The sequence below is a fragment of the Catenovulum agarivorans DS-2 genome, from assembly GCF_000568405.1.
GTDB lineage: Bacteria > Pseudomonadota > Gammaproteobacteria > Enterobacterales > Alteromonadaceae > Catenovulum > Catenovulum agarivorans_A.
Genome location: NZ_ARZY01000039.1, coordinates 1 through 19,695 on the forward strand (window position 1 = coordinate 1; position 19,695 = coordinate 19,695).

At 41.5% G+C, this 19,695-nt stretch carries 14 protein-coding genes and 1 pseudogene; 12 read left to right on the forward strand and 3 right to left on the reverse strand.

Annotated features, from left to right (window positions below):
• Nucleotides 1–331, forward strand: a 331-nt coding sequence (locus tag DS2_RS16055) for a TMEM165/GDT1 family protein (protein WP_235188634.1), incomplete at its 5' end; no start/stop codon positions are given.
• A gap of 152 nt (nucleotides 332–483) precedes the next feature.
• Here the strand turns inward: DS2_RS16055 and DS2_RS16060 are convergent.
• Together DS2_RS16060 and DS2_RS16065 are read right to left on the reverse strand one after the other, a co-directional pair.
• Nucleotides 484–669 (reverse strand): annotated as a pseudogene (locus tag DS2_RS16060) (integrase core domain-containing protein); the annotation flags it as partial.
• A gap of 236 nt (nucleotides 670–905) precedes the next feature.
• Complete coding sequence (locus tag DS2_RS16065; protein WP_035015908.1) at nucleotides 906–1,466, reverse strand: hypothetical protein; 561 nt, start codon at nucleotides 1,464–1,466, stop codon at nucleotides 906–908.
• Nucleotides 1,467–1,714: 248 nt separating this feature from the next.
• On the opposite strand from DS2_RS16065, the gene DS2_RS16070 reads away from it, so the two are divergent.
• From DS2_RS16070 to DS2_RS16105, 8 genes are all read left to right on the forward strand, one after another.
• On the forward strand, nucleotides 1,715–5,050 hold the full coding sequence (locus DS2_RS16070) for a DUF2126 domain-containing protein (RefSeq protein WP_051479946.1): 3,336 nt from the start codon (nucleotides 1,715–1,717) through the stop codon (nucleotides 5,048–5,050).
• 104 nt (nucleotides 5,051–5,154) lie between these two features.
• Entirely contained in the window at nucleotides 5,155–7,677 is a 2,523-nt protein-coding gene (locus tag DS2_RS16075; RefSeq protein WP_035015909.1) for a circularly permuted type 2 ATP-grasp protein, read from the forward strand.
• Entirely contained in the window at nucleotides 7,674–8,552 is an 879-nt protein-coding gene (locus DS2_RS16080; RefSeq protein ID WP_035015910.1) for a transglutaminase family protein, read from the forward strand. The genes DS2_RS16075 and DS2_RS16080 overlap by 4 nt, the downstream gene beginning before the upstream one ends.
• A gap of 41 nt (nucleotides 8,553–8,593) precedes the next feature.
• Nucleotides 8,594–10,099, forward strand: coding sequence for a circularly permuted type 2 ATP-grasp protein (locus DS2_RS16085; protein ID WP_051479947.1), 1,506 nt, complete (start codon nucleotides 8,594–8,596; stop codon nucleotides 10,097–10,099).
• Nucleotides 10,050–10,970 carry an alpha-E domain-containing protein gene (locus tag DS2_RS16090; protein ID WP_035015911.1) on the forward strand — a complete coding sequence of 307 codons (921 nt, stop codon included), beginning with the start codon at nucleotides 10,050–10,052 and terminating at the stop codon, nucleotides 10,968–10,970. The genes DS2_RS16085 and DS2_RS16090 overlap by 50 nt, the downstream gene beginning before the upstream one ends.
• A gap of 258 nt (nucleotides 10,971–11,228) precedes the next feature.
• A complete protein-coding gene (locus tag DS2_RS16095) occupies nucleotides 11,229–11,930 on the forward strand; it encodes an AAA family ATPase (protein ID WP_035015912.1) in 702 nt (233 codons plus the stop codon).
• Complete coding sequence (locus DS2_RS16100) at nucleotides 11,887–12,237, forward strand: hypothetical protein (protein WP_035015913.1); 351 nt, start codon at nucleotides 11,887–11,889, stop codon at nucleotides 12,235–12,237. The genes DS2_RS16095 and DS2_RS16100 overlap by 44 nt, the downstream gene beginning before the upstream one ends.
• A gap of 134 nt (nucleotides 12,238–12,371) precedes the next feature.
• The gene (locus tag DS2_RS16105) at nucleotides 12,372–13,265 is read left to right on the forward strand and encodes a phosphoribulokinase (RefSeq protein WP_035015914.1); all 894 of its coding nucleotides are present in this window, start codon (nucleotides 12,372–12,374) and stop codon (nucleotides 13,263–13,265) included.
• Nucleotides 13,266–13,334: 69 nt separating this feature from the next.
• Here the strand turns inward: DS2_RS16105 and plsB are convergent, their stop codons facing one another.
• Complete coding sequence (gene plsB, locus DS2_RS16110) at nucleotides 13,335–15,788, reverse strand: glycerol-3-phosphate 1-O-acyltransferase PlsB (protein WP_035015915.1); 2,454 nt, start codon at nucleotides 15,786–15,788, stop codon at nucleotides 13,335–13,337.
• Nucleotides 15,789–15,945: 157 nt separating this feature from the next.
• Here plsB and lexA point away from each other — a divergent pair, with 157 nt between their 5' ends.
• From lexA to ctaD, 3 genes are all read left to right on the forward strand, one after another.
• Nucleotides 15,946–16,569 carry a transcriptional repressor LexA gene (gene lexA, locus DS2_RS16115; RefSeq protein ID WP_035015916.1) on the forward strand — a complete coding sequence of 208 codons (624 nt, stop codon included), beginning with the start codon at nucleotides 15,946–15,948 and terminating at the stop codon, nucleotides 16,567–16,569.
• A gap of 344 nt (nucleotides 16,570–16,913) precedes the next feature.
• A complete protein-coding gene (gene coxB, locus DS2_RS16120) occupies nucleotides 16,914–18,059 on the forward strand; it encodes a cytochrome c oxidase subunit II (protein ID WP_035015917.1) in 1,146 nt (381 codons plus the stop codon).
• 13 nt (nucleotides 18,060–18,072) lie between these two features.
• Nucleotides 18,073–19,689: a cytochrome c oxidase subunit I gene (gene ctaD, locus DS2_RS16125; RefSeq protein ID WP_419177450.1), complete on the forward strand. Its 1,617-nt coding sequence runs from the start codon at nucleotides 18,073–18,075 to the stop codon at nucleotides 19,687–19,689.
• The last annotated feature ends 6 nt before the right edge of the window (nucleotides 19,690–19,695 follow it).

Below are 19,695 nucleotides of genomic sequence, written 5' to 3' on the forward strand. Positions count from 1 at the left end.
GCGGCTCAGTAATGGGTCGTTCTACCATGACAGTGTCAGTCGAAGTGAAGTAGTAGATATGGATTGGAAAGTATTTTTAACAATTTTTGGGGCAGTATTTATAGCTGAACTCGGAGATAAAACTCAGTTGGCAACAATGTTGTTCGCTACTGATAAAGAGGTCAGTAAATACACTGTGTTTTTTGCAGCCTCAGCAGCGCTAATTGTAGCTTCAGCGCTGGGTGTACTCGCTGGTACTTTATTATCAGAATACATCAATGAAAAATATCTTCATTATGTAGCCGGTATCGGCTTTATCGGCATTGGTTTTTTTACTTTATATAATGCGTAAAACACATAACAAAGTGTTGCAGTTCGTTCCGGGGCTTCGCCCCTCCACCGGACAGCCATAGCTGCGCGCCTTTTGTGCATTTGCTCCGCAAATTATTGCACAAAATCCACACAATTTTGTCAGCCGCTGAACACGGCGTTCCTGTTGAAATTCTAAGCGGCATTTTTCATTTCAATATACTTTTGGTGCGGCGTCATGTAACCAAGGGCAGAATGCCTTCTTTGGTAATTATAAAACTCAATATATTTTTCAACTTCACACACCACTGATTCATGGTTAATAAAACTAATACTATTTAATCGCTCCGGTTTTAAACTTCTAACAAATCGTTCCATTACAGTTGGGTGCACCCCGGCTTATAACGACATTGTCAGGTGCGCTTCCAGCTTACCAGACCTACTACTTATGCAAAGTTTGAGTCGTTAAAATGTCAGCTTGTCACCGGTTAGCTGGCATTGAAAATTTAAAAGGTAGCTTCTGCTTTTGGCACTATGCTGCTATTAGATGTTTTTTGAAAATTATTCAATTAAAGGAATATAAAGGGCAATGCAGCCCTTAATATCCTCAAGCTTTATTAAAAGTTATAACGCACACCCACTTGGATTGTTTCGTCAGGCGTATTTTCTAATTTGCCACCAACCGACAGCCAATCTGTAATAGAAACAAACACTTCGGCAAATTCATAGTTGTTATTTTGTGACAATCCTTCATGAAAATATCTATTAATACCCAGCTTGTAATGCACTCGGCTGATATTGCCCGCTACACCGTAGTTTAAAACATAGGTTTTTGAATGATAAGAATCATCCCAGCGTTTGTCTTCTGTGTGCCCGTATCTAAAATTGGCTTGTGCAAAAGGAATCATGTATTGCATTATTTCAAATTTAGTGCCGATACCAATTTCTGAATTGTAAAAATCAAAATCGTCTTCCGTCCAATATTCCAATGCGCCAGCAAGATACAAGTTTTCTATCATGCTATATTGGCCAGTCACACCGCGGCCGGATAAGTGACCATAATCGTATCCGCTGACATAACCTGCGTTTAGCTCTACATAATTAAACTGTTTATGTTCGTTTGCAAATGCGCTGCCGGTTAATAATAGGCCGACGAGTGGAAGATAGTTGAATTTCATTTTCGTCCTTAACTTTCGAAAGAAGAATTTATTTAAATGGTTTGAAGTCCTAATTTTTGCGGCGAGAAATATAAAGCATATGCTGTTTTTTTCAAGTCAGTTCAATTGTTTGCTGATAGTTGAAATGCGCTAAAACAACAAGAATAGGTAGAAAAATTTATTAAAATTTAATCAATTCTTCTTGCAGTTTAAATGATTTACTGGGAAATTAACTGTATGGGCAATTGTTGCCAAAAGAGGAATTGATTATGACCATACGGGTTGGGGTCACCCACCATACGGAATATAACTACGACCGCGCTATTCAATTAGAGCCACATATATTTCGTTTACGTCCTGCACCACACAGCCGCACACCTATTGTTAGTTATTCATTAAAAATTTATCCTGAAAATCATTTTATCAACTGGCAACAAGACCCCTTTGGTAACTATTTAGCCCGCGTCGTTTTTCCTGAAAAAACCGATAAGTTCTATTTCACTGTAGATGTCGTCGCGGATATGACTGTGATTAACCCGTTCGACTTTTTTGTTGAAAGTTATGCGCAGCATTATCCATTTGCCTACCCTGAGCAAACTAAAAAAGATTTAGCCCCTTATCTTGAATGTCTAACGGTCAGCAAACAATTTGCCGAATTAATCGCCGAAGTCAAAAGCAAATATACTCAAGACGACGAAGTCGCAATTGTCGATTTTGTCGTTAACGCCAATCGCCATATATATGAAATGGTTAAATATGGCATTCGCTTAGAGCCGGGTGTGCAAACAGTTGACGAGACCTTAGAGAAAAAATCAGGCTCGTGCCGCGATTCAGCTTGGTTATTAGTGCAACTGCTGCGCAATTTAGGATTAGCAGCTCGTTTTGTTTCGGGCTATTTAATTCAGCTGACGCCTGATGAAAAATCACTCGATGGACCAAGCGGCCCAGAAGAAGACTTTACTGATTTGCACGCATGGGCTGAAGTGTATATTCCCGGCGCAGGTTGGATTGGGTTAGATCCAACTTCTGGTTTATTTGCCGGTGAAGGGCATATCCCACTTGCTTGTACCCCAGAGCCAACTTCTGCCGCACCTGTCTCGGGCGCGCTGGAAATGTGTGAAAGTGAATTTAGTTACTCGAATAAGGTAAAACGCTTGGTGGAAATGCCACGGGTGACTAAACCTTATTCAGAAGCGCAGTGGGCAGAGATGAATCAGCTAGGGATTAAAGTTGATCAATTGATGCAACAACATGGCATTGAATTAACTATGGGAGGCGAGCCAACTTTTATCTCAGTAGATGATATGGAAAGCGCCCAGTGGAATACCGCAGCTGATGGTGTTGAAAAACGTATTTTAGCGCACAAACTCTTTGTCAAAATGCAGCAAACTTTTACCAAAGGTGCGTTTAGCCACTTTGGTCAAGGTAAATGGTATCCGGGTGAACCTTTACCGCGTTGGCAATATGCTAGTTATTGGCGCAAAGACGGTGAACCTATTTGGCACAAGCCTGAATTATTGGCCGATGTGCATAAAGATTATCAAATAACCGAACAACAAGCGCAGCAGTTTAGCTCAGCGCTGGCAGAACAATTAGGTTTACCAGTGCAAGCTATCACCACAGCTTATGAAGATGTGCTTTATCACTTGTGGCAAGAAGGCTGTTTACCGCAAGACCCAAGTCCGAAACAACCTGAATTATTAGATGCGATGAGCCGTAAAGGCTTTTTAGCTAAAATGGAAAAAGGTTTAGATAAAGCTGCTGGTTTTGTGTTGCCTATTCAGTGGGACGTCGGACAAAATTGTTGGCAGGGTTGCCGGTGGACGTTTAAACGCGAGCATTGTTTTTTATTGCCGGGTGATTCACCTATAGGTTATCGTTTACCGTTAAATAGCTTAGGCGCAGCGGCCGAGTTTATCGAGCGCGATCCAACTGCCATCCCCGCGAATTTTGACCATGTTCTTGGTCAAGCTTATACAGAAAAACAAACCGGTTATTTAGGTAGCCAATTACTCAAAACAGCGTTGGCAATTGAGGCGCGAGAGGGCCAGTTGTGCATATTTATGCCACCACTCACTCATATTGAGCATTATTTAAAACTCGTTAATGCGATAGAAACAGTTGCAGATAAACTGGCGATACCTGTGGTGTTAGAAGGTTATACACCGCCGCATGACAGCCGTATTGAAAAATTTGCCGTTACGCCAGATCCAGGTGTGATAGAAGTCAATATCCATCCATCTACCAGTTGGTTACAGTTGGTAGAGCGTACACAAACCTTGTACAAATTGGCTAAACAAAGTCGATTAGGCACAGATAAGTTTATGGTAGATGGTCGCCATACTGGTACTGGTGGTGGCAACCACGTGACTATGGGTGCATCAACACCACTCAATAGCCCGTTTTTACGCAGGCCAGATGTGCTACGCAGTTTTATAACCTATTGGCAGCATCACCCTGGTTTATCTTATTTATTCTCAGGTTTATTTATTGGCCCAACCAGCCAAGCACCAAGGGTAGATGAAGCACGTGATGAATTATTGTACGAACTAGAAATAGCCTTTGCCCACATGCCACAAGGTGAAGTACCGCAGCCTTGGTTGGTGGACCGTTTGTTACGTCATTTATTAGTGGATTTAACCGGTAATACCCACAGAGCCGAATTTTGTATCGATAAACTGTATTCGCCAGACTCAGCGACAGGTCGTTTAGGCATAGTTGAGTTCCGTGGTTTTGAAATGCCGCCGCACGAGCGTATGAGCTTGATGCAAATGCTGTTGTTAAGAACGCTTTTGGTCTGGTTCTGGCAAACGCCGTATCACAAACCTTTAGTGCGTTGGGGTACAGAACTACATGACAAGTTTTTATTGCCCGAATATGTAAAACAAGACATAGCGCAAATTTGTCGTGATTTGCAAACAGCTGGTTTTAACATGCATTTGGCTTGGTTTGAGCCTTTCTTAGAATTCCGCTTCCCGGTTTGTGGTAAACGCGAAATTGATCAAGTGCAATTGGAATTGCGTACCGCAATTGAACCTTGGCATGTATTGGGTGAAGAATCGACCTCCACAGGTACAGCACGTAGTGTTGATTCGTCACTTGAACGTGTGCAGTTAAAAGTAAAAGGTTTAGTAGGTGATAGATATATAGTGACTTGTAATGGTCGTCGTTTACCGATGAAACAAACGACAGACAAAGGCGCTATGGTTGCCGGAATTCGCTTTAGAGCTTGGCAGCCACCCAATGCATTACACCCAACTATTGGTGTGCACGCACCTTTGGTATTTGATGTTTATGACAACTGGACTGGCCGTTCAATTGGTGGTTTTACCTATCATGTATCACACCCAGGTGGTCGCAGTTTTGCAACTTTCCCGGTGAATGCATTCGAGGCGGAAGGGCGCAGGTTAGCGCGCTTCTGGCAGCATGGGCATACGCCAAACACTTATGTGGAGTGGCAAGAAGATGCGCCTGTGTGGCATCCAAGCCAAATGCAATATAGAGTGGAAGCACACGAAGCAATTGCAGATTTTATTGTACCGGCGGAAGAGTCTTTTAATCAAGATTATCCACATACGCTGGATCTGCGCAGACCAATCCGTTAGCAATAAATGACTTGTGTTTATTTAACTGACCTAGTTTAGCTCAGTTTGAGCAAACTAGGTATATACTAGAGAGACAGCACTTGTACTACAGCGAATCTCACACAATGTTAGAAATGCCGAGCTGGCTCGCCAGCTATTTAAATGGCTCACATATCCATGATGAAGTGGAGCACCACTGCGGTGGTGACACCACGCATTGGGATGTTCTGTTTGCGCGTTTAGCCAATTTAACTGAAAAAGACATACACCTACGAAGCAATGAAATTAAACGCTTGTTGCAAGACAGCGGCGTCACCCATACAGGGACTCAGTCTAGCTGGCGGCTTGATCCTATGCCGCTGATGTTATCGGAAGGTGATTGGCAAATTATTCAAGATGGGATTAAACAGCGCACTCAATTGTTGATCCGCACAGCGCAAGATATATATGGCTCACAACAGCTCATGCTTAACGGTATTTTAGATGCACGAGCCATTCAATCTTCACCTTTATATATTCGTGAAAAAAACAGCTTCGCGGCAAATGCCAACCCAATTTTTATTGCAGCATTCGATATTTACCGCGATGCAGATGGTTTGTTTAAAGTTAAATCAGACCACCTACAAAGCCCACAAGGCCTTGGCTTATTATTAGAAAACCGCATTATTGCTCGTCGAGTAATGGGCGATGAATTTGCCGAATGTAATGTGCAGCGCATCGCCAACTTTTTTAATAAATTTCAGCAAAATATTAATGATTTAACCACTGGCTTGCGCGATCCGCGGGTGGTGATATTAAGTAAAGGCCCTGACGACCCTTATAATTCTGAACACGCGTTTTTGTCCTCATATATGGGTTACACGCTGGTCAACAGTGCTGACTTAACAGTGCGCAAAGGCAAAGTCTGGTTAAAATCGCTGAAGGGGTTACGCAAAGTTGATGTAATTGTACGCTGGTTAGCCGACAATGTGCTCGACTCACTTGAACAAACTGATTATTCAATTGACGGTATTCCTGGGTTATTCCAAGCCATTCGAGAGGGCTGTGTACATATAGTTAATCCTGTTGGTTGTGGCATACTCGAAACGCCGCAGGTTAAAAGTAAACTAGAACAAATTTCGCAGTATTTTAATCGCCAATCACTGATCTTGCCTGAAGCTCAACCTAGCTCACTGACCGCTGCTGACTTAGATAATTTATTACCTAATTTAGCCGATTATCAAATAGGTCGCTTTTCCGATGCTGAGTTTATGCTGGACGGCGAAGGTCAAGCTGAAAATATTATGTCTTTGTTTGATGGTTTATCTAGCGAGCAAATGGCTGACTATTATTATCTGAAAAAAGCTAAATATAGCAGTGCGCCATTTTGGGATGAACACAGCTTAGTCGCACAGCCGATTATCATGCGCTGTTTTGCGCTTGTTTTGGGTAACAACATTGAAGTTTTACCTTCGGCTCTGTGTTTTTCTACAACTGATATTAAAACAACGCCGACATCAGGTTGGATAAAAGACACATGGATTCGCAGCAGTACACCCCAAACCAGCATTCAAACTTTACCTAAATTAACCAAAGAGATGTCTGATTTAGCGCTGTTGGATGGGGTGATTCCTTCGCGTACAGCGGAAAATTTATATTGGTTAGGCCGTTATTTAGAGCGTGGTGAAAACACTGTGCGCATGCTCAGGGTTCTCATCGATAGATTCACCGAATTTGCCATTTACCCAGACAGTAACAATAAGGCGATTGTTAGCCGTTTGGTTGAGTCTGTGGTTAATCAAGCTGTGGTTTTTCCATATGCGGGACAAAATGTCAGCCAAAGTGAAACTCAATCGTACATTCCACGAGAAATCGCTAGTCAGTTATTTGCCGATCAAAAATTCAGCGGCAGCTTAATCAATACCCTGAAAGCTTTAAAAAATAGTGCTTTGCAAGTACGTGAATTATTGTCTTTGGATAGTTGGCGTATTATTGATGATATTAACGATGAAATTCGTCGTATCGCTAAATCGCCTTCATCAGCTTCTACTCGAGTGATGCAAGCCACCATTGACCGCATTATAGGCTTTTTAATGGCTTTTAATGGTTCAACTTCTGACAGTATGGCCAATAGCAATGGGTGGTTTATGTTGGATATTGGCCGCAGGGTCGAACGTTCAACCCAAATTGCCAGTGTTTGCCAGCACTTGTTAGGTCAGTCATTGTCGGAAATTGAGCAGCTAAGTATGTTGGAAGCTGTGTTGTCGACCCAAGTGAGTTTGATCACACACAAACGCCGTTATCGCATGTATCAAAGCACAGAAACTGGCTTGGAGTTGTTAATCTTAGATGGTGATTATCCACGTAGTTTGCTCTACCAAGTTGAACAATTGGCGCAGTTGTGTAAATTTTTACCTGACAACACAGCTCGTGGCATGTTACCAGCGCACGCTAAATTGTTATTAAAAATGCAAACCCAATGTCACTTAGCTGATAGAGAAACGTTAGCCCTTGATACAGATGGGCAGCGCGTTGAGCTAATTGAATTAATGCAATCAGTCAAAGTAAGCTTAGAACGATTTGGCGATATGTTGTTATTACAATATTTCTCACACACTAAAACTGCAACTCCACTTAATTCTATGTTTGGGAGTATAGATAAATCGTGAAATATACAGTCAAACACACCACCACATATAGTTACAGTGAACCAGTAAATTTGTGTCAAAACCATGCGCGTTTAACACCCTTAAGTAACCAGTATCAACAGTGTTTAACCACAGAAATAGTCACATCTCCCACTGTGGATTATTTACAAAGTTTTATTGACTATTTTGGCAACAGAGTGTCTGTATTTGACATTCCAACCCAACACGAAGTGCTACAAGTTACCGCTGTTAGTGAAGTGGAAATTTATAATCGTCAGCAAATTAATATGCTTGGTTGGCAAATGCCTTGGGAATCTGTAGTGAAGGCGTTGGCGAATCCTATTACTCCACAAACCTTGAAGGCAGCTGAGTTTACATTGGTTTCAGTTTTTACTCATTACCAAGCTGAAATGAGAGCATATGCTCTGCAATCGTTCACACCTAATCGACCTATTGTTGAGGCGTGCGAAGATTTAATGGCTAGAATATTCACTGACTTTCAGTACGAATCTGGTGCAACTACCATAAGTACACCACTTGCTGAAGTTTTTGCCTCTAAAAAGGGCGTTTGTCAGGATTTTGCACACTTTGCGCTCGCCTGTTTGCGCAGTATTGGTTTGGCAGGCCGATATGTCAGTGGTTATATCGAAACTTTTCCACCAGAAGGACAAGAGAAATTAGAAGGTGCAGATGCAACCCATGCATGGTTTGCCCTTTATTTACCAGATGTTGGCTGGGTTGATTTTGATCCAACCAATAATGTTTTACCCAATGACCAACATATAACATTAGCAGTTGGTCGGGATTTTGCAGATGTTACTCCACTTAAAGGTATAGTTTTTGGTGGTGGTATGCACCAATTAGCAGTTGCAGTAGATATGAAACGACACGATTAGAGTTTTACTATAAAAGCACAGCGGCATAGAAGGAGTTCGCCATGGCAATTGAGTGGCAAAAATATCAAACCAATCCATTTTATGATGAGTTAATTGGTTCTGATGGTAGAGCAAGAAAACAGTGTGAAATATTAGCGGACTATCTAGCCAAGCTAAAAGAAGATGAGTTGAACACAGCTAAAGCTGCATCTGAATTTGCAATAAAAGAAATGGGCATTAGTTTTACTGTGTATAGCGAAGGAGCGAATATCGATAGGTCTTGGCCTATGGATATTGTTCCACGGGTGATTTGCAAAAAAGAATGGCAACAAGTTGAAGCGGGTTTAAAACAACGTGTGCATGCGCTCAACTTGTTTATCGATGATTTATATCACAAACAACAAATTATTAAAGACGGCATTTTCCCTGCTGAGTTGTTGTCCAAATCAGTCAACTTTCGCAAACAATGTGTTGGTATTAATCCACCAAAAGGTATTTGGGCGCATATTTGTGGTTCAGACTTAGTGCGTGATGGCAAAGGACAAATGTACGTACTTGAAGATAATTTGCGTGTGCCTTCCGGTGTGTCTTATATGATAGAAAATCGCTCAGTTATGAAGCGAGTTTTTCCTGAAATATTTGAGCAATTAGAAATTGCCCCTGTGCATGATTATCCATCCCAGTTGTTTGATATGTTAGCCAATATGTCACCGCGCAGTGGCGATGCGCCAGAAGTGGTTGTATTGACGCCTGGTATTTATAACTCAGCTTATTTTGAACATTGTTATTTGGCACAAGAAATGGGCTGCGAGTTAGTTGAAGGCCGTGACTTAGTGGTAAAAGACGATGATTGTGTATATATGCGCACCATTTATGGCCTCAAACGTGTCGATGTTATTTACCGCCGTATTGATGATTTATTCTTAGATCCAGAAGCTTTTAACCCTGATTCTATGTTAGGTGTTGCAGGTTTATTGCGCGCATGGAAAAAAGGTAATGTTGCTTTGGTGAATGCGCCAGGTGCAGGTGTTGCTGACGATAAAGTAGTGTATTCATTTGTGCCAGAAATCATCAAGTATTATCTAGATGAAGAAATTAAATTGCCGAACGTGCCAACCTATAAGTGTATGAACAAAGATGAACTGGCTTATGTGATTGAGCATATAGATGAGCTGGTGGTCAAACCGGCAAATGAGTCTGGTGGTTATGGTTTGATGATAGGGCCAAAAGCGACTAAAAAGGAGCATCAAGAATGTATTAAACGCATTAAAGCTGATCCGCGGAATTATATCGCGCAGCCTACTTTAAGTTTGTCGACAGTGCCAACTTTAGTGGATGATCACGTCGAAGGTCGCCATGTTGATTTGCGCCCATTTATATTGTCCAGTGGTGATGATATTCAAGTGACTACAGGTGGTTTAACCCGTGTTGCTTTAGTTAAAGGTTCGCTGGTGGTTAATTCATCACAAGGTGGTGGCAGTAAAGATACTTGGATAGTCGATACGGAGGGTCAAAAACATGTTATCAAGAGTGGTAGAAACCCTATATTGGACTGCACGTTATGTTGAACGGGCAGAAAATGTTGCGCGTTTGGTCAATGTAAATAATCTCTTGTTGATGGATTTACCTAAAGGTGTATCAACTGGCTGGGAACCTATTATCGACATTATTGGTGCGAAAGAAGCATTTTATCAAAACCACAAAGAGTGTAACGACCGAAACGCAATTAAGTTTTTATTGGTTGGTAGTCACAATTCATCATCAATTTTAAATTCCATGTGGTTGGCACGCGAAAATGCCCGCACCGTCCGAGATGTTATCCCACGTGCAGTGTGGGAAGGTGTTAACTCTTTATATCATTACGTTAAAGAGAACCAAAATGAAGGTTTAGGTAAGCGTGGTCGTTTTGGTTATTTAAAACATGTTATTGAACAAGCGCACCTAATATTTGGAGCGCTAGATGCAACTATAAACCATGACATTGGCTATCGCTTTATCCGTTTTGGTTCAATTTTAGAGCGTGCCGATATGACCACACGTATTTTAGATGTGCGATCAGCGAGCTTAATTGAGTCGGATGTTAACCGCCCATTTGAAAATATTCAGTGGATCAGCGTATTGCGCTCTTTAAGTGCTTACCAAATGTATCGCCAGCAAATGGGTATTCGAGTCCGCCGTGAGGATGTGCTGGAGTTTATGTTACACAATGAGGTATTTCCACGTTCAGTGTTGTTTTGTTTAACAGAGTTGGAAGCTGTAATTAAGCCAATTCCAAATTCTGAGCAGCTGAATAGCACATTTGTGCAAGCAAGGAAAAAACTGACGCATGCCAATGTACGCAAACTGAAAAATGGAGAATTACACAAGTTTATTGACGATATTCAAATAGAGTTGGCAGAAGTGCACAGTAAGCTGGCAAAACTATATTTTTTGAAGTAACTCTCCGCAAATAGTATGAACTGACTTGTTTTGAATGGCAGTTAGATCATGTGTTTAGCTATAGTGTAGAAGAAAAAGCAATGTTTAATTAACAATTATCAGTAAGTTTTGGTTATAAAATAACCTATGGATGTTCCAAAACAGTCTAACAAACTTCAAATAAGCCACTAAACTGAGAAATGCAGCAAACGGTTTGTTGCTCATATATTCATTGGTGGCGAAGGGAACTTCGTTGCTTGTACCAAGAGGATAGTTGTTATGATTTTGTTAGTTGGTGGAGAGAAAGGTGGCAGTGGTAAAAGCTGTCTAGCCCAAAATATCGCGGTTTATTTAGCCAAAGAAAAAGGCGCTAACGTTATGTTAGTAGACTGTGACCCACAGAAAACCACATCAGATTGGATCCAAACCCGTCACAGTAGCCCTGATCTAGAGTGGATTAGCTGCGTGCAGTTGTTTGGTAAAGTTCGTTACGAGTTGCAAGGTTTTGAGCGCAATTATGATTACGTCATTATTGATTGTGGTGGCCGTGATAGTGCAACCTTACGTTCTGCCTTATCTGTTGCTACGCATGTGTTGATTCCAATGCGACCAAAGCGTCGTGACTTAAAAACAGTTCCGCATGTCGAGGAACTGATTAATACCTGTAAGATGATTAATCCAACCATGCGTGAAGCTGTGGTTATGACTCAATGTCCGTCTTTACCTAATCAGGCTAATCGAATTCTTGAAGCGAAAGATGTGTGCAAAAGTTATGGTTTAAACGTGTTGAATTCCGTTACTTTTAGTCGCAACGTTTACGATGATAGCGAAGAGCAGGGGTCTTCTGTCATTGAGCAAGATCCACAAGGTAAAGCTGCTGAAGAAATTCGCGCGATAATTCAAGAAGTAATGAGTTTGCCAATTGAGGAAGAAGATTATGGGCATGGCCGATCTGAAGAAAACTTGCTCAAAGCAGTATGAGTTGGCGGAGTTTGATGTCGACGATTTTATTGATGATGTAGACAACTATATTCATGGACGCCAGAGTTTTATTTTTCCACCACAATTAACTGTGGTGGAGGAGAGCAGTAGGTTGACGTCCTTGCCTGTGTGCAAGCAGGTTAGGAAGAATGCTACATTTTCATTGAATACTGAATGTATCGCACAATTAAATTCGCTATCTCAAGCTCAGGCCGTCAATAAATCTAAACTGATTCGCATCCTTATTAATCAGTTTGCTCAGTTGAGCCCAAGTGAACAGAAAAAAATTCTGATGAGTTTGGGCTAATACGGCTTATGTAGTTGCGCTGATGTGTAAATGCATTAATGGCGGCAAGTGTGAATTTTTTATTTGCTATCGCTTTTGCTACCCTGTCTGTGGTTAAATTAGGGCATCATTATTTATGTCTAGAGTAACCGTATATGTCAGCAAAGCATCCTATTATTGCAATTACTGGCTCGTCGGGTGCAGGTACATCTACCACTACTAAAGCGTTTCGGCATATATTTCGTAGCTTTGATATAAAAGCTGCGGAAGTTGAGGGTGATAGTTTTCACCGTTTTACTCGCGCTGAAATGGAAGTGGAAATTCGCAAAGCTGAAGAGCAAGGTCGTCATATCAGTTATTTTGGCCCTGAAGCCAATGATTTTGCGTTGTTGGAAGAGTTGTTCGAGGATTATGGTTCCACTGGCAGTGGAAAAATTCGACGCTACTTGCATTCATTTGATGAAGCTGTTCCGTACAATCAAATGCCAGGTACTTTCACTCCTTGGCAGGAGCTACCTGAGTCAGATCTGCTATTTTATGAAGGTCTACACGGTGGGGTGGTCAACGATGAAGTGAATGTTGCCGAACATGTCGATTTGTTGATTGGCATGGTTCCCATTGTTAATCTAGAGTGGATCCAAAAGATCATCCGCGACACCACGGACCGAGGCCACAGTCATGAAGCTGTTATGGCATCAATAGTTCGTAGCATGGATGATTATATCAATTACATAACGCCGCAATTTAGTCGTACCCATATCAACTTTCAGCGGGTTCCGACGGTCGATACTTCAAATCCATTTTCAGCCAAAGATATTCCGAGTTTGGATGAGAGTTTTGTGGTGATTCGTTTTAGAGGGACAAAAGGGGTTAATTTCCCATATTATTTGAGTATGATCGATGGCGCTTTTATGTCGCGGATTAATACTATGGTGGTGCCGGGTGGAAAAATGGGCTTAGCTATGGAGCTTATAATCACCCCTTTGATTGAAGACCTGATGAAGCGTAAGGGTAAAAAAATTACCCCAACAGAGTGGTTGTTGCGCTAACTTTTTGGCGGTAAATAACTCGCTATAAAGAGGGCAGCAATTGCTGCGCCCTCAATAGCGGAGTGGATGTTATTGCTTGTCTGACGAGGCGTGACGAATGGTATTAAAGACATCACCATCAATTAGATCATATATAATCGATGACAACTCAGCTAACGCTGGTGCACCAATAAAGCGCCCTTCTTCTTTTATCACAATCAGCTCGCGTGATTTTAACTCGCCTACAAATTGAGTGAGTATTGATTTATCAGTAAACTCAGGCCCTTTAATATCATGCATTTTGGCTAAATATTTAGCTGCTTCTTGTGCGGTGCGCTCAAGCTCTGAACGACTTAGGCCGTTCGGGTGAGTTTCAATGGTTTGCAATACAATTGCATATCTTTGCAAAGTTTCTTGCGCAATAGAACTTAATAAGTGTAGCTGTAGATAAGGCGGTTGTGCATGATCAACGGCACAAATTGTTTGCTGGTTAACCTCTACCAAGCCATAATTTTGCATTGTTTGTAAACAATGGTCGATATGCAGATCAAGTGCTTCTTGTTCAATTTCAAAAAAGTACTCATTTCCGAGGATGGGCGCAACCAATTGCAACACTGTATGAATTCGTTGTTTATCCACAGAATTATTTTCGAGCAGCAATGCAGCAATAATCGAAGGGATCACGTATAAGTGAATAATGTTATTGCGGTAGTAACTCATTTCTACTACTTGCTCTTCAGCAATGCTGATCGTAGTTTGTTCACCTTTTTCTTCAACAAACTTTTCCATCTTCAGCGCGTGTTCTACCAACTGAGTGGTATCTGTCTCTGGTGGTAATGTCATGTTGTCAAAAGGTGATTGGCTTTGGTGTAAATCAATCAACAACTTAAGTTGTGACTCTAAGTCATCTCTAAACAACGTATGTTTGTTAGCGAGCGCTAGAGTCATTGCAGTTAAGGTTACACCGTTTAATGCGGCTGCATGATTAATGTTGCGCATTATTTTGTCGCTCAGGTCTGTGATATAGCCATTCAACCAAGCGGGTTTTGGTGGGTAATACGGATCACAGTCTTTTTTCCAGTCAGGTTGATATTCAGTCATATCTTTATTGAGCTGAATCGGTTGACCAAAATTGACGTATCCGCGACCAAAGTGGCGGAGGTTTTTAATAATCGAAAACAGGTGTAGCCAAGATTCTTTTTTCTTCTTTTCGCCTTTTAACTCGCGTAAATAGGTTTTAACTTCCATTACATGCTCGTAGCCAATATATACAGGTACAAGCGTCACTGGTCGCTCAAGATTTCGTAGCATAGTTTGCACTGTCATTGCTAACATACCCGTTTTAGGTTTTAGCAATCGACCAGTGCGTGAACGTCCTGATTCAGGGTAAAACTTAATTGCATATCCTTTGCTAATTAATTGAGCTAGGTATTCACGAAAGGTCTCTGAATATAACTTGTTACCGCGAAAAGAGCGTCGAATAAAAAATGCCCCCGCGCGACGGAAAATTGGACCCATAGGCCAAAAATTTAAGTTTACCCCTGCGGCGATATGTGGCGGGACTAAACCTTGGTAATAAATGACATAAGTCAGCAATAGGTAGTCCATGTGGCTTCGGTGACAAGGCACATAGACCAACTCATGGCCATCTTGTGCTAGTTTTCTGACCGCCTCGCCATTTTTGACTTCAAGCCCTGAATAGAGTTTATTCCAAACCCAAGTCATAATTCGGTCTAGTAATCTAATGTGGCTTTCCCGATAATCTGCCGACATCTCATTTAAATACTGACGAGCGGTTTGGCGTGCCTTTTCAAGTGAAATATTTTTGCTTTTAGCCTCGTCGTCAATCGCCTTTTTTATCACAGGTGATGCCAACAAAGAGGTGATCAGGTTGTCCCTTTGCCACAAACGTGGGCCCGCCATCGCCAATCTTTGTCGTTGAAAGTGGAAGCGAGCAACACGCAACAACTTGTGGCTAATTTCGGCATCTGATCCATATTGTTCAACAACATGGCGGATAGATAAGGGCTCGTTTATCGAAATGAAATTATCTCGACCAGAAAATAAAACGATGAATAACTTTTTTAACCAACTGGGTTTTCTCTGGTCATTAAACAAGGTTTTTATATTGTTGGTTTCAATGCCTGGCGCCCGCCCCCAAGCGACAAAACACGGAATTAATTTCGCGTCCAGATCGTGATTGGTATTGTGCAAGTTAAGCACAGTTTGGATTTGTACTTTTGCATCGGTTTCGCCAGCTTGTTTTTGTAAAACTGGTTGTAGTTTGTCTAAACAAACATATCGTCTAAACAGTTGCTCACCAATTTTTACCGGTTTAAATGGGTTAGGTAACCCTGCTTGTTTACACGCACGCTTTAACACCAATAAATCGGTTATTGAGTCATGCTTTAATACATAAAAAATTGGTTGAGTCCCACAATCTTGCGCCAGTTTATCAAACTGGCCTAAAACCAGCTTTGATTTGGTTAACAAGCGTGTCGGGTATTCAATTAAATAGCTGAGTAGCTTTTTGTAGTCAGTCATCTAATAACACGTAGAAAAAAATTTGCCCATATTGTAGCACGGCAAATCAGGATATGGTTAGTTAGCCGCTGATCTAGCGATTTTTTCGCTTGGACTTGTGTTTTTATCTAGCCTGTATATACTGACAGTATTGAGTACTGTATGGATAAACATTGCTATGCGTCCACTAACGCCAAGACAGAGCGAAATTTTACAGCTGATTAAAGACAACATTCAAACTACTGGTATGCCACCGACACGTGCAGAAATTGCTAAAACGTTAGGCTTTAAATCTCCTAATGCGGCAGAAGAGCATTTAAAAGCTCTAGCTAAAAAAGGAGTGATCGAAATTATGGCTGGTACTTCACGTGGTATCCGCTTAGTTGCACAGGATGACGACCTAATGGAAGAAGAGGGGTTGCCCCTAATAGGCCGTGTAGCTGCGGGTAGTCCAATTTTAGCGACAGAGCATGTAGAGCAGCACTATAAAGTGGATCCTGCTTTGTTTAAACCCAATGCTGATTTTTTGTTGCGTGTACAGGGTGACAGTATGATAGATGTTGGCATTTTAGATGGTGATTTGCTGGCTGTACACAAAACTCAGACCGCGCACAACGGCCAAGTTGTTGTGGCTAGAGTTGAAGATGATGTTACGGTTAAGCGTTATCAACAAAAAGGCCGCAAAGTTATTTTAATTGCAGAAAATCCAGACTTCGCTCCGATTGAAGTTGATTTGACCACGACTCCTTTTGCAATAGAAGGTCTGGCCGTGGGAGTTGTACGCAGTACTGGCGGATTTTAGTTCCCCCCCATTAATCTTGTCGAATGATTAACTTGCAGAATATTGGTGGCTTTTGGCAATATTCTGCTTGACCCTTCTTTAACCAGTTATTTTTCTAAACTGTTAAAAAAAGATAAATTTTTTTGGTTTGTTATTGGATTAATTCCAAAACCTTGTCTATTTTTTATTCATAACCTTGTGTAAACGCATTGTTTGCGCACGCAGTCGAATAATAAAACTAATGTTGTGTTAATTGTTGAGGGGATAACCAACTGGATGATTGTGCCGTAATCGTATCCAGTTTAGCGCTAACCATTCCGGTTACCTCTTTTCGATTGAGCAGCAGATAACAAGGAGTTTTAGCTGTGGTCAAAAGAGTGGTTCTTAGTGTCTGTGCGTTAATCGCATCTAGCTTACCTTTCATCTGCCTTGGTGCGGAGAAAAGTGATCTCAATTTACCCGTTGGGGTCACTGATATCAGTCAAAAAGTTTACGACCTACACATGACAATATTCTATATATGTATTGCCATAGGTGTGGTCGTGTTTGGCGTTATGCTCTGGGCAATGATCTTTCATCGAAAATCACGAGGGGTAAAAGCTGCCAATTTTCATGAAAGTTTAAAGGTTGAGGTTGCTTGGACAGTGATCCCATTTGTCATTCTAATTGGCATGGCAATCCCTGCCACTAAAACCTTGTTTGAGATGGAAGATGCTTCGGAATCAGACGTCACCATAGTTGTTACTGGTTCGCAATGGAAGTGGCACTATAAATACTTGGATGATGACATCGAGTTTTATAGCTTAATGTCGACCCCGATGGAACAAATTAAAAACAAATGGGTAAAAGGTGATGACTATTTACTCGAAGTTGATAAGCCGTTGGTGATCCCAACCGACAGAAAAGTACGTTTCTTGATGACTTCTGATGATGTTATCCATAGTTGGTGGGTACCCGATTTTGCGGTGAAAAAGGACGCTAATCCGGGTTTTATTAACGAAGCATGGACTCGGGTGAACGAACCTGGCATTTACCGCGGGCAGTGTGCTGAGTTGTGCGGTAAAGATCACGCTTTTATGCCTGTTGTTGTTAAAGCGTTGCCGCCCGAAGAGTTTGATGCTTGGATGATAGAGCAAAAACGAATCAAAGCAGAAGCCGCAGCAGAAGAAGCACGCTTGCTTGCAATGAATATGAGTTTTGATGACTTAATGCAAGAGGGTGAGTCGGTTTATTTGGCTTATTGTGCCGCTTGCCATCAAGCTAATGGCGCTGGTTTGCCTGGCGTTTTTCCATCTTTAATTAATAGTCCAATTACTATTGGCGGTGTTGATGGCCATATCGACATTGTTGTGAACGGTAAAAAGGGCACTGCAATGCAAGCTTTTGTTAAACAGCTTAGTTTAAAACAAATTGCTGCTGTTGTGACATACGAGCGTAATGCTTGGGGCATGAATTCTGGTGATATTGTTCAGCCGAAAGATGTCTATCAGTTTATCAACCAAGGCGAATAAGGGAGATTAATGTATGAATTCAGTGACTAGCACACAAGATACGATTCAGCACGGATCCGACCAAGGACACGATTCGCATCATGGTCCAGCAAAAGGTATAAAACGTTGGTTGTATACAACTAACCACAAAGACATAGGCTCTTTGTACTTGTGGTTTGCATTTATTATGTTTTTAGTTGGTGGTGCAATGGCTATGGTGATTCGCGCCGAGCTATTTCAACCTGGTTTGCAAATTGTGGAACCGCACTTTTTTAACCAAATGACTACAGTACACGGACTGATTATGGTGTTTGGTGCTGTTATGCCTGCCTTTACTGGCTTGGCGAACTGGATGATACCAATGATGATTGGTGCTCCAGATATGGCATTGCCGCGAATGAATAACTTAAGCTTTTGGATTTTACCTTTTGCGTTTCTTATTTTATTGGCCAGTTTATTTGTTGAAGGTGGTGGTCCTGCATTTGGCTGGACATTCTATGCGCCACTTTCAACTACATACAGTGGTGATAGTACTGCACTATTTGTTTTTTCGGTTCATATCATGGGTATTTCGTCGATAATGGGCGCGATTAATGTGATAGTAACCATTTGGAACATGCGTGCGCCTGGGATGACTTGGTTTAAATTACCACTGTTTGTTTGGACGTGGTTAATTACAGCTTTTTTATTAATCGCAGTTATGCCGGTATTGGCTGGTGCTGTCACTATGGTGCTAACCGACAAATATTTCGGAACTTCGTTTTTTGATGCGGCTGGTGGTGGTGATCCTGTGATGTTCCAGCATATCTTTTGGTTTTTTGGTCATCCTGAAGTCTATATTATGATTTTGCCTGCCTTTGGCATTATTTCGACCATTGTACCTGCTTTTAGCCGCAAGAAATTGTTTGGTTATACCTCCATGGTCTATGCCACAGTATCTATTGCATTGTTGAGCTTTTTAGTTTGGGCGCATCATATGTTCACTACTGGTATGCCTGTTTATGCCGAATTGTTTTTTATGTATTGCACTATGTTGATATCAGTCCCCACTGGGGTCAAGGTCTTCAACTGGGTGGCGACAATGTGGCGCGGCGCAATTTCTTATGAAGTGCCTATGCTATTTTCGTTAGCTTTTATTGTGCTGTTTACCTTTGGTGGGTTTTCAGGGTTAATGCTTGCGATTACCCCTGTCGATTTTCAATACCACGACACTTATTTTGTTGTTGCTCATTTTCATTATGTGTTAGTGACAGGGGCAATATTTTCACTAATTGCAGCTGCTTATTATTGGTTACCCAAATGGACAGGGGTTATGTATGACGTTGGTTTGGCAAAGTTGCACTTTTGGTGTTCGCTGATTTCCGTCAATGTGTTGTTTTTTCCAATGCACTTTGTTGGGCTTGCTGGTATGCCTCGTCGTATCCCTGACTATTCCATTCAATTTGCCGATTGGAATCAGATTATAAGCTTAGGTGGTTTTGCTTTTGGTTTATCTCAGCTGATTTTCTTAGCTTTAGTGATTAAGGCTTGTAGAAAACAAGGTGAACCAGTTGCCGATAAAGTTTGGGATGGTGCTGAGGGGTTAGAGTGGACAGTCGCTTCTCCTGCACCGTATCACACGTTTACGACGCCACCCAAAATCCAAGATTAATCAAGG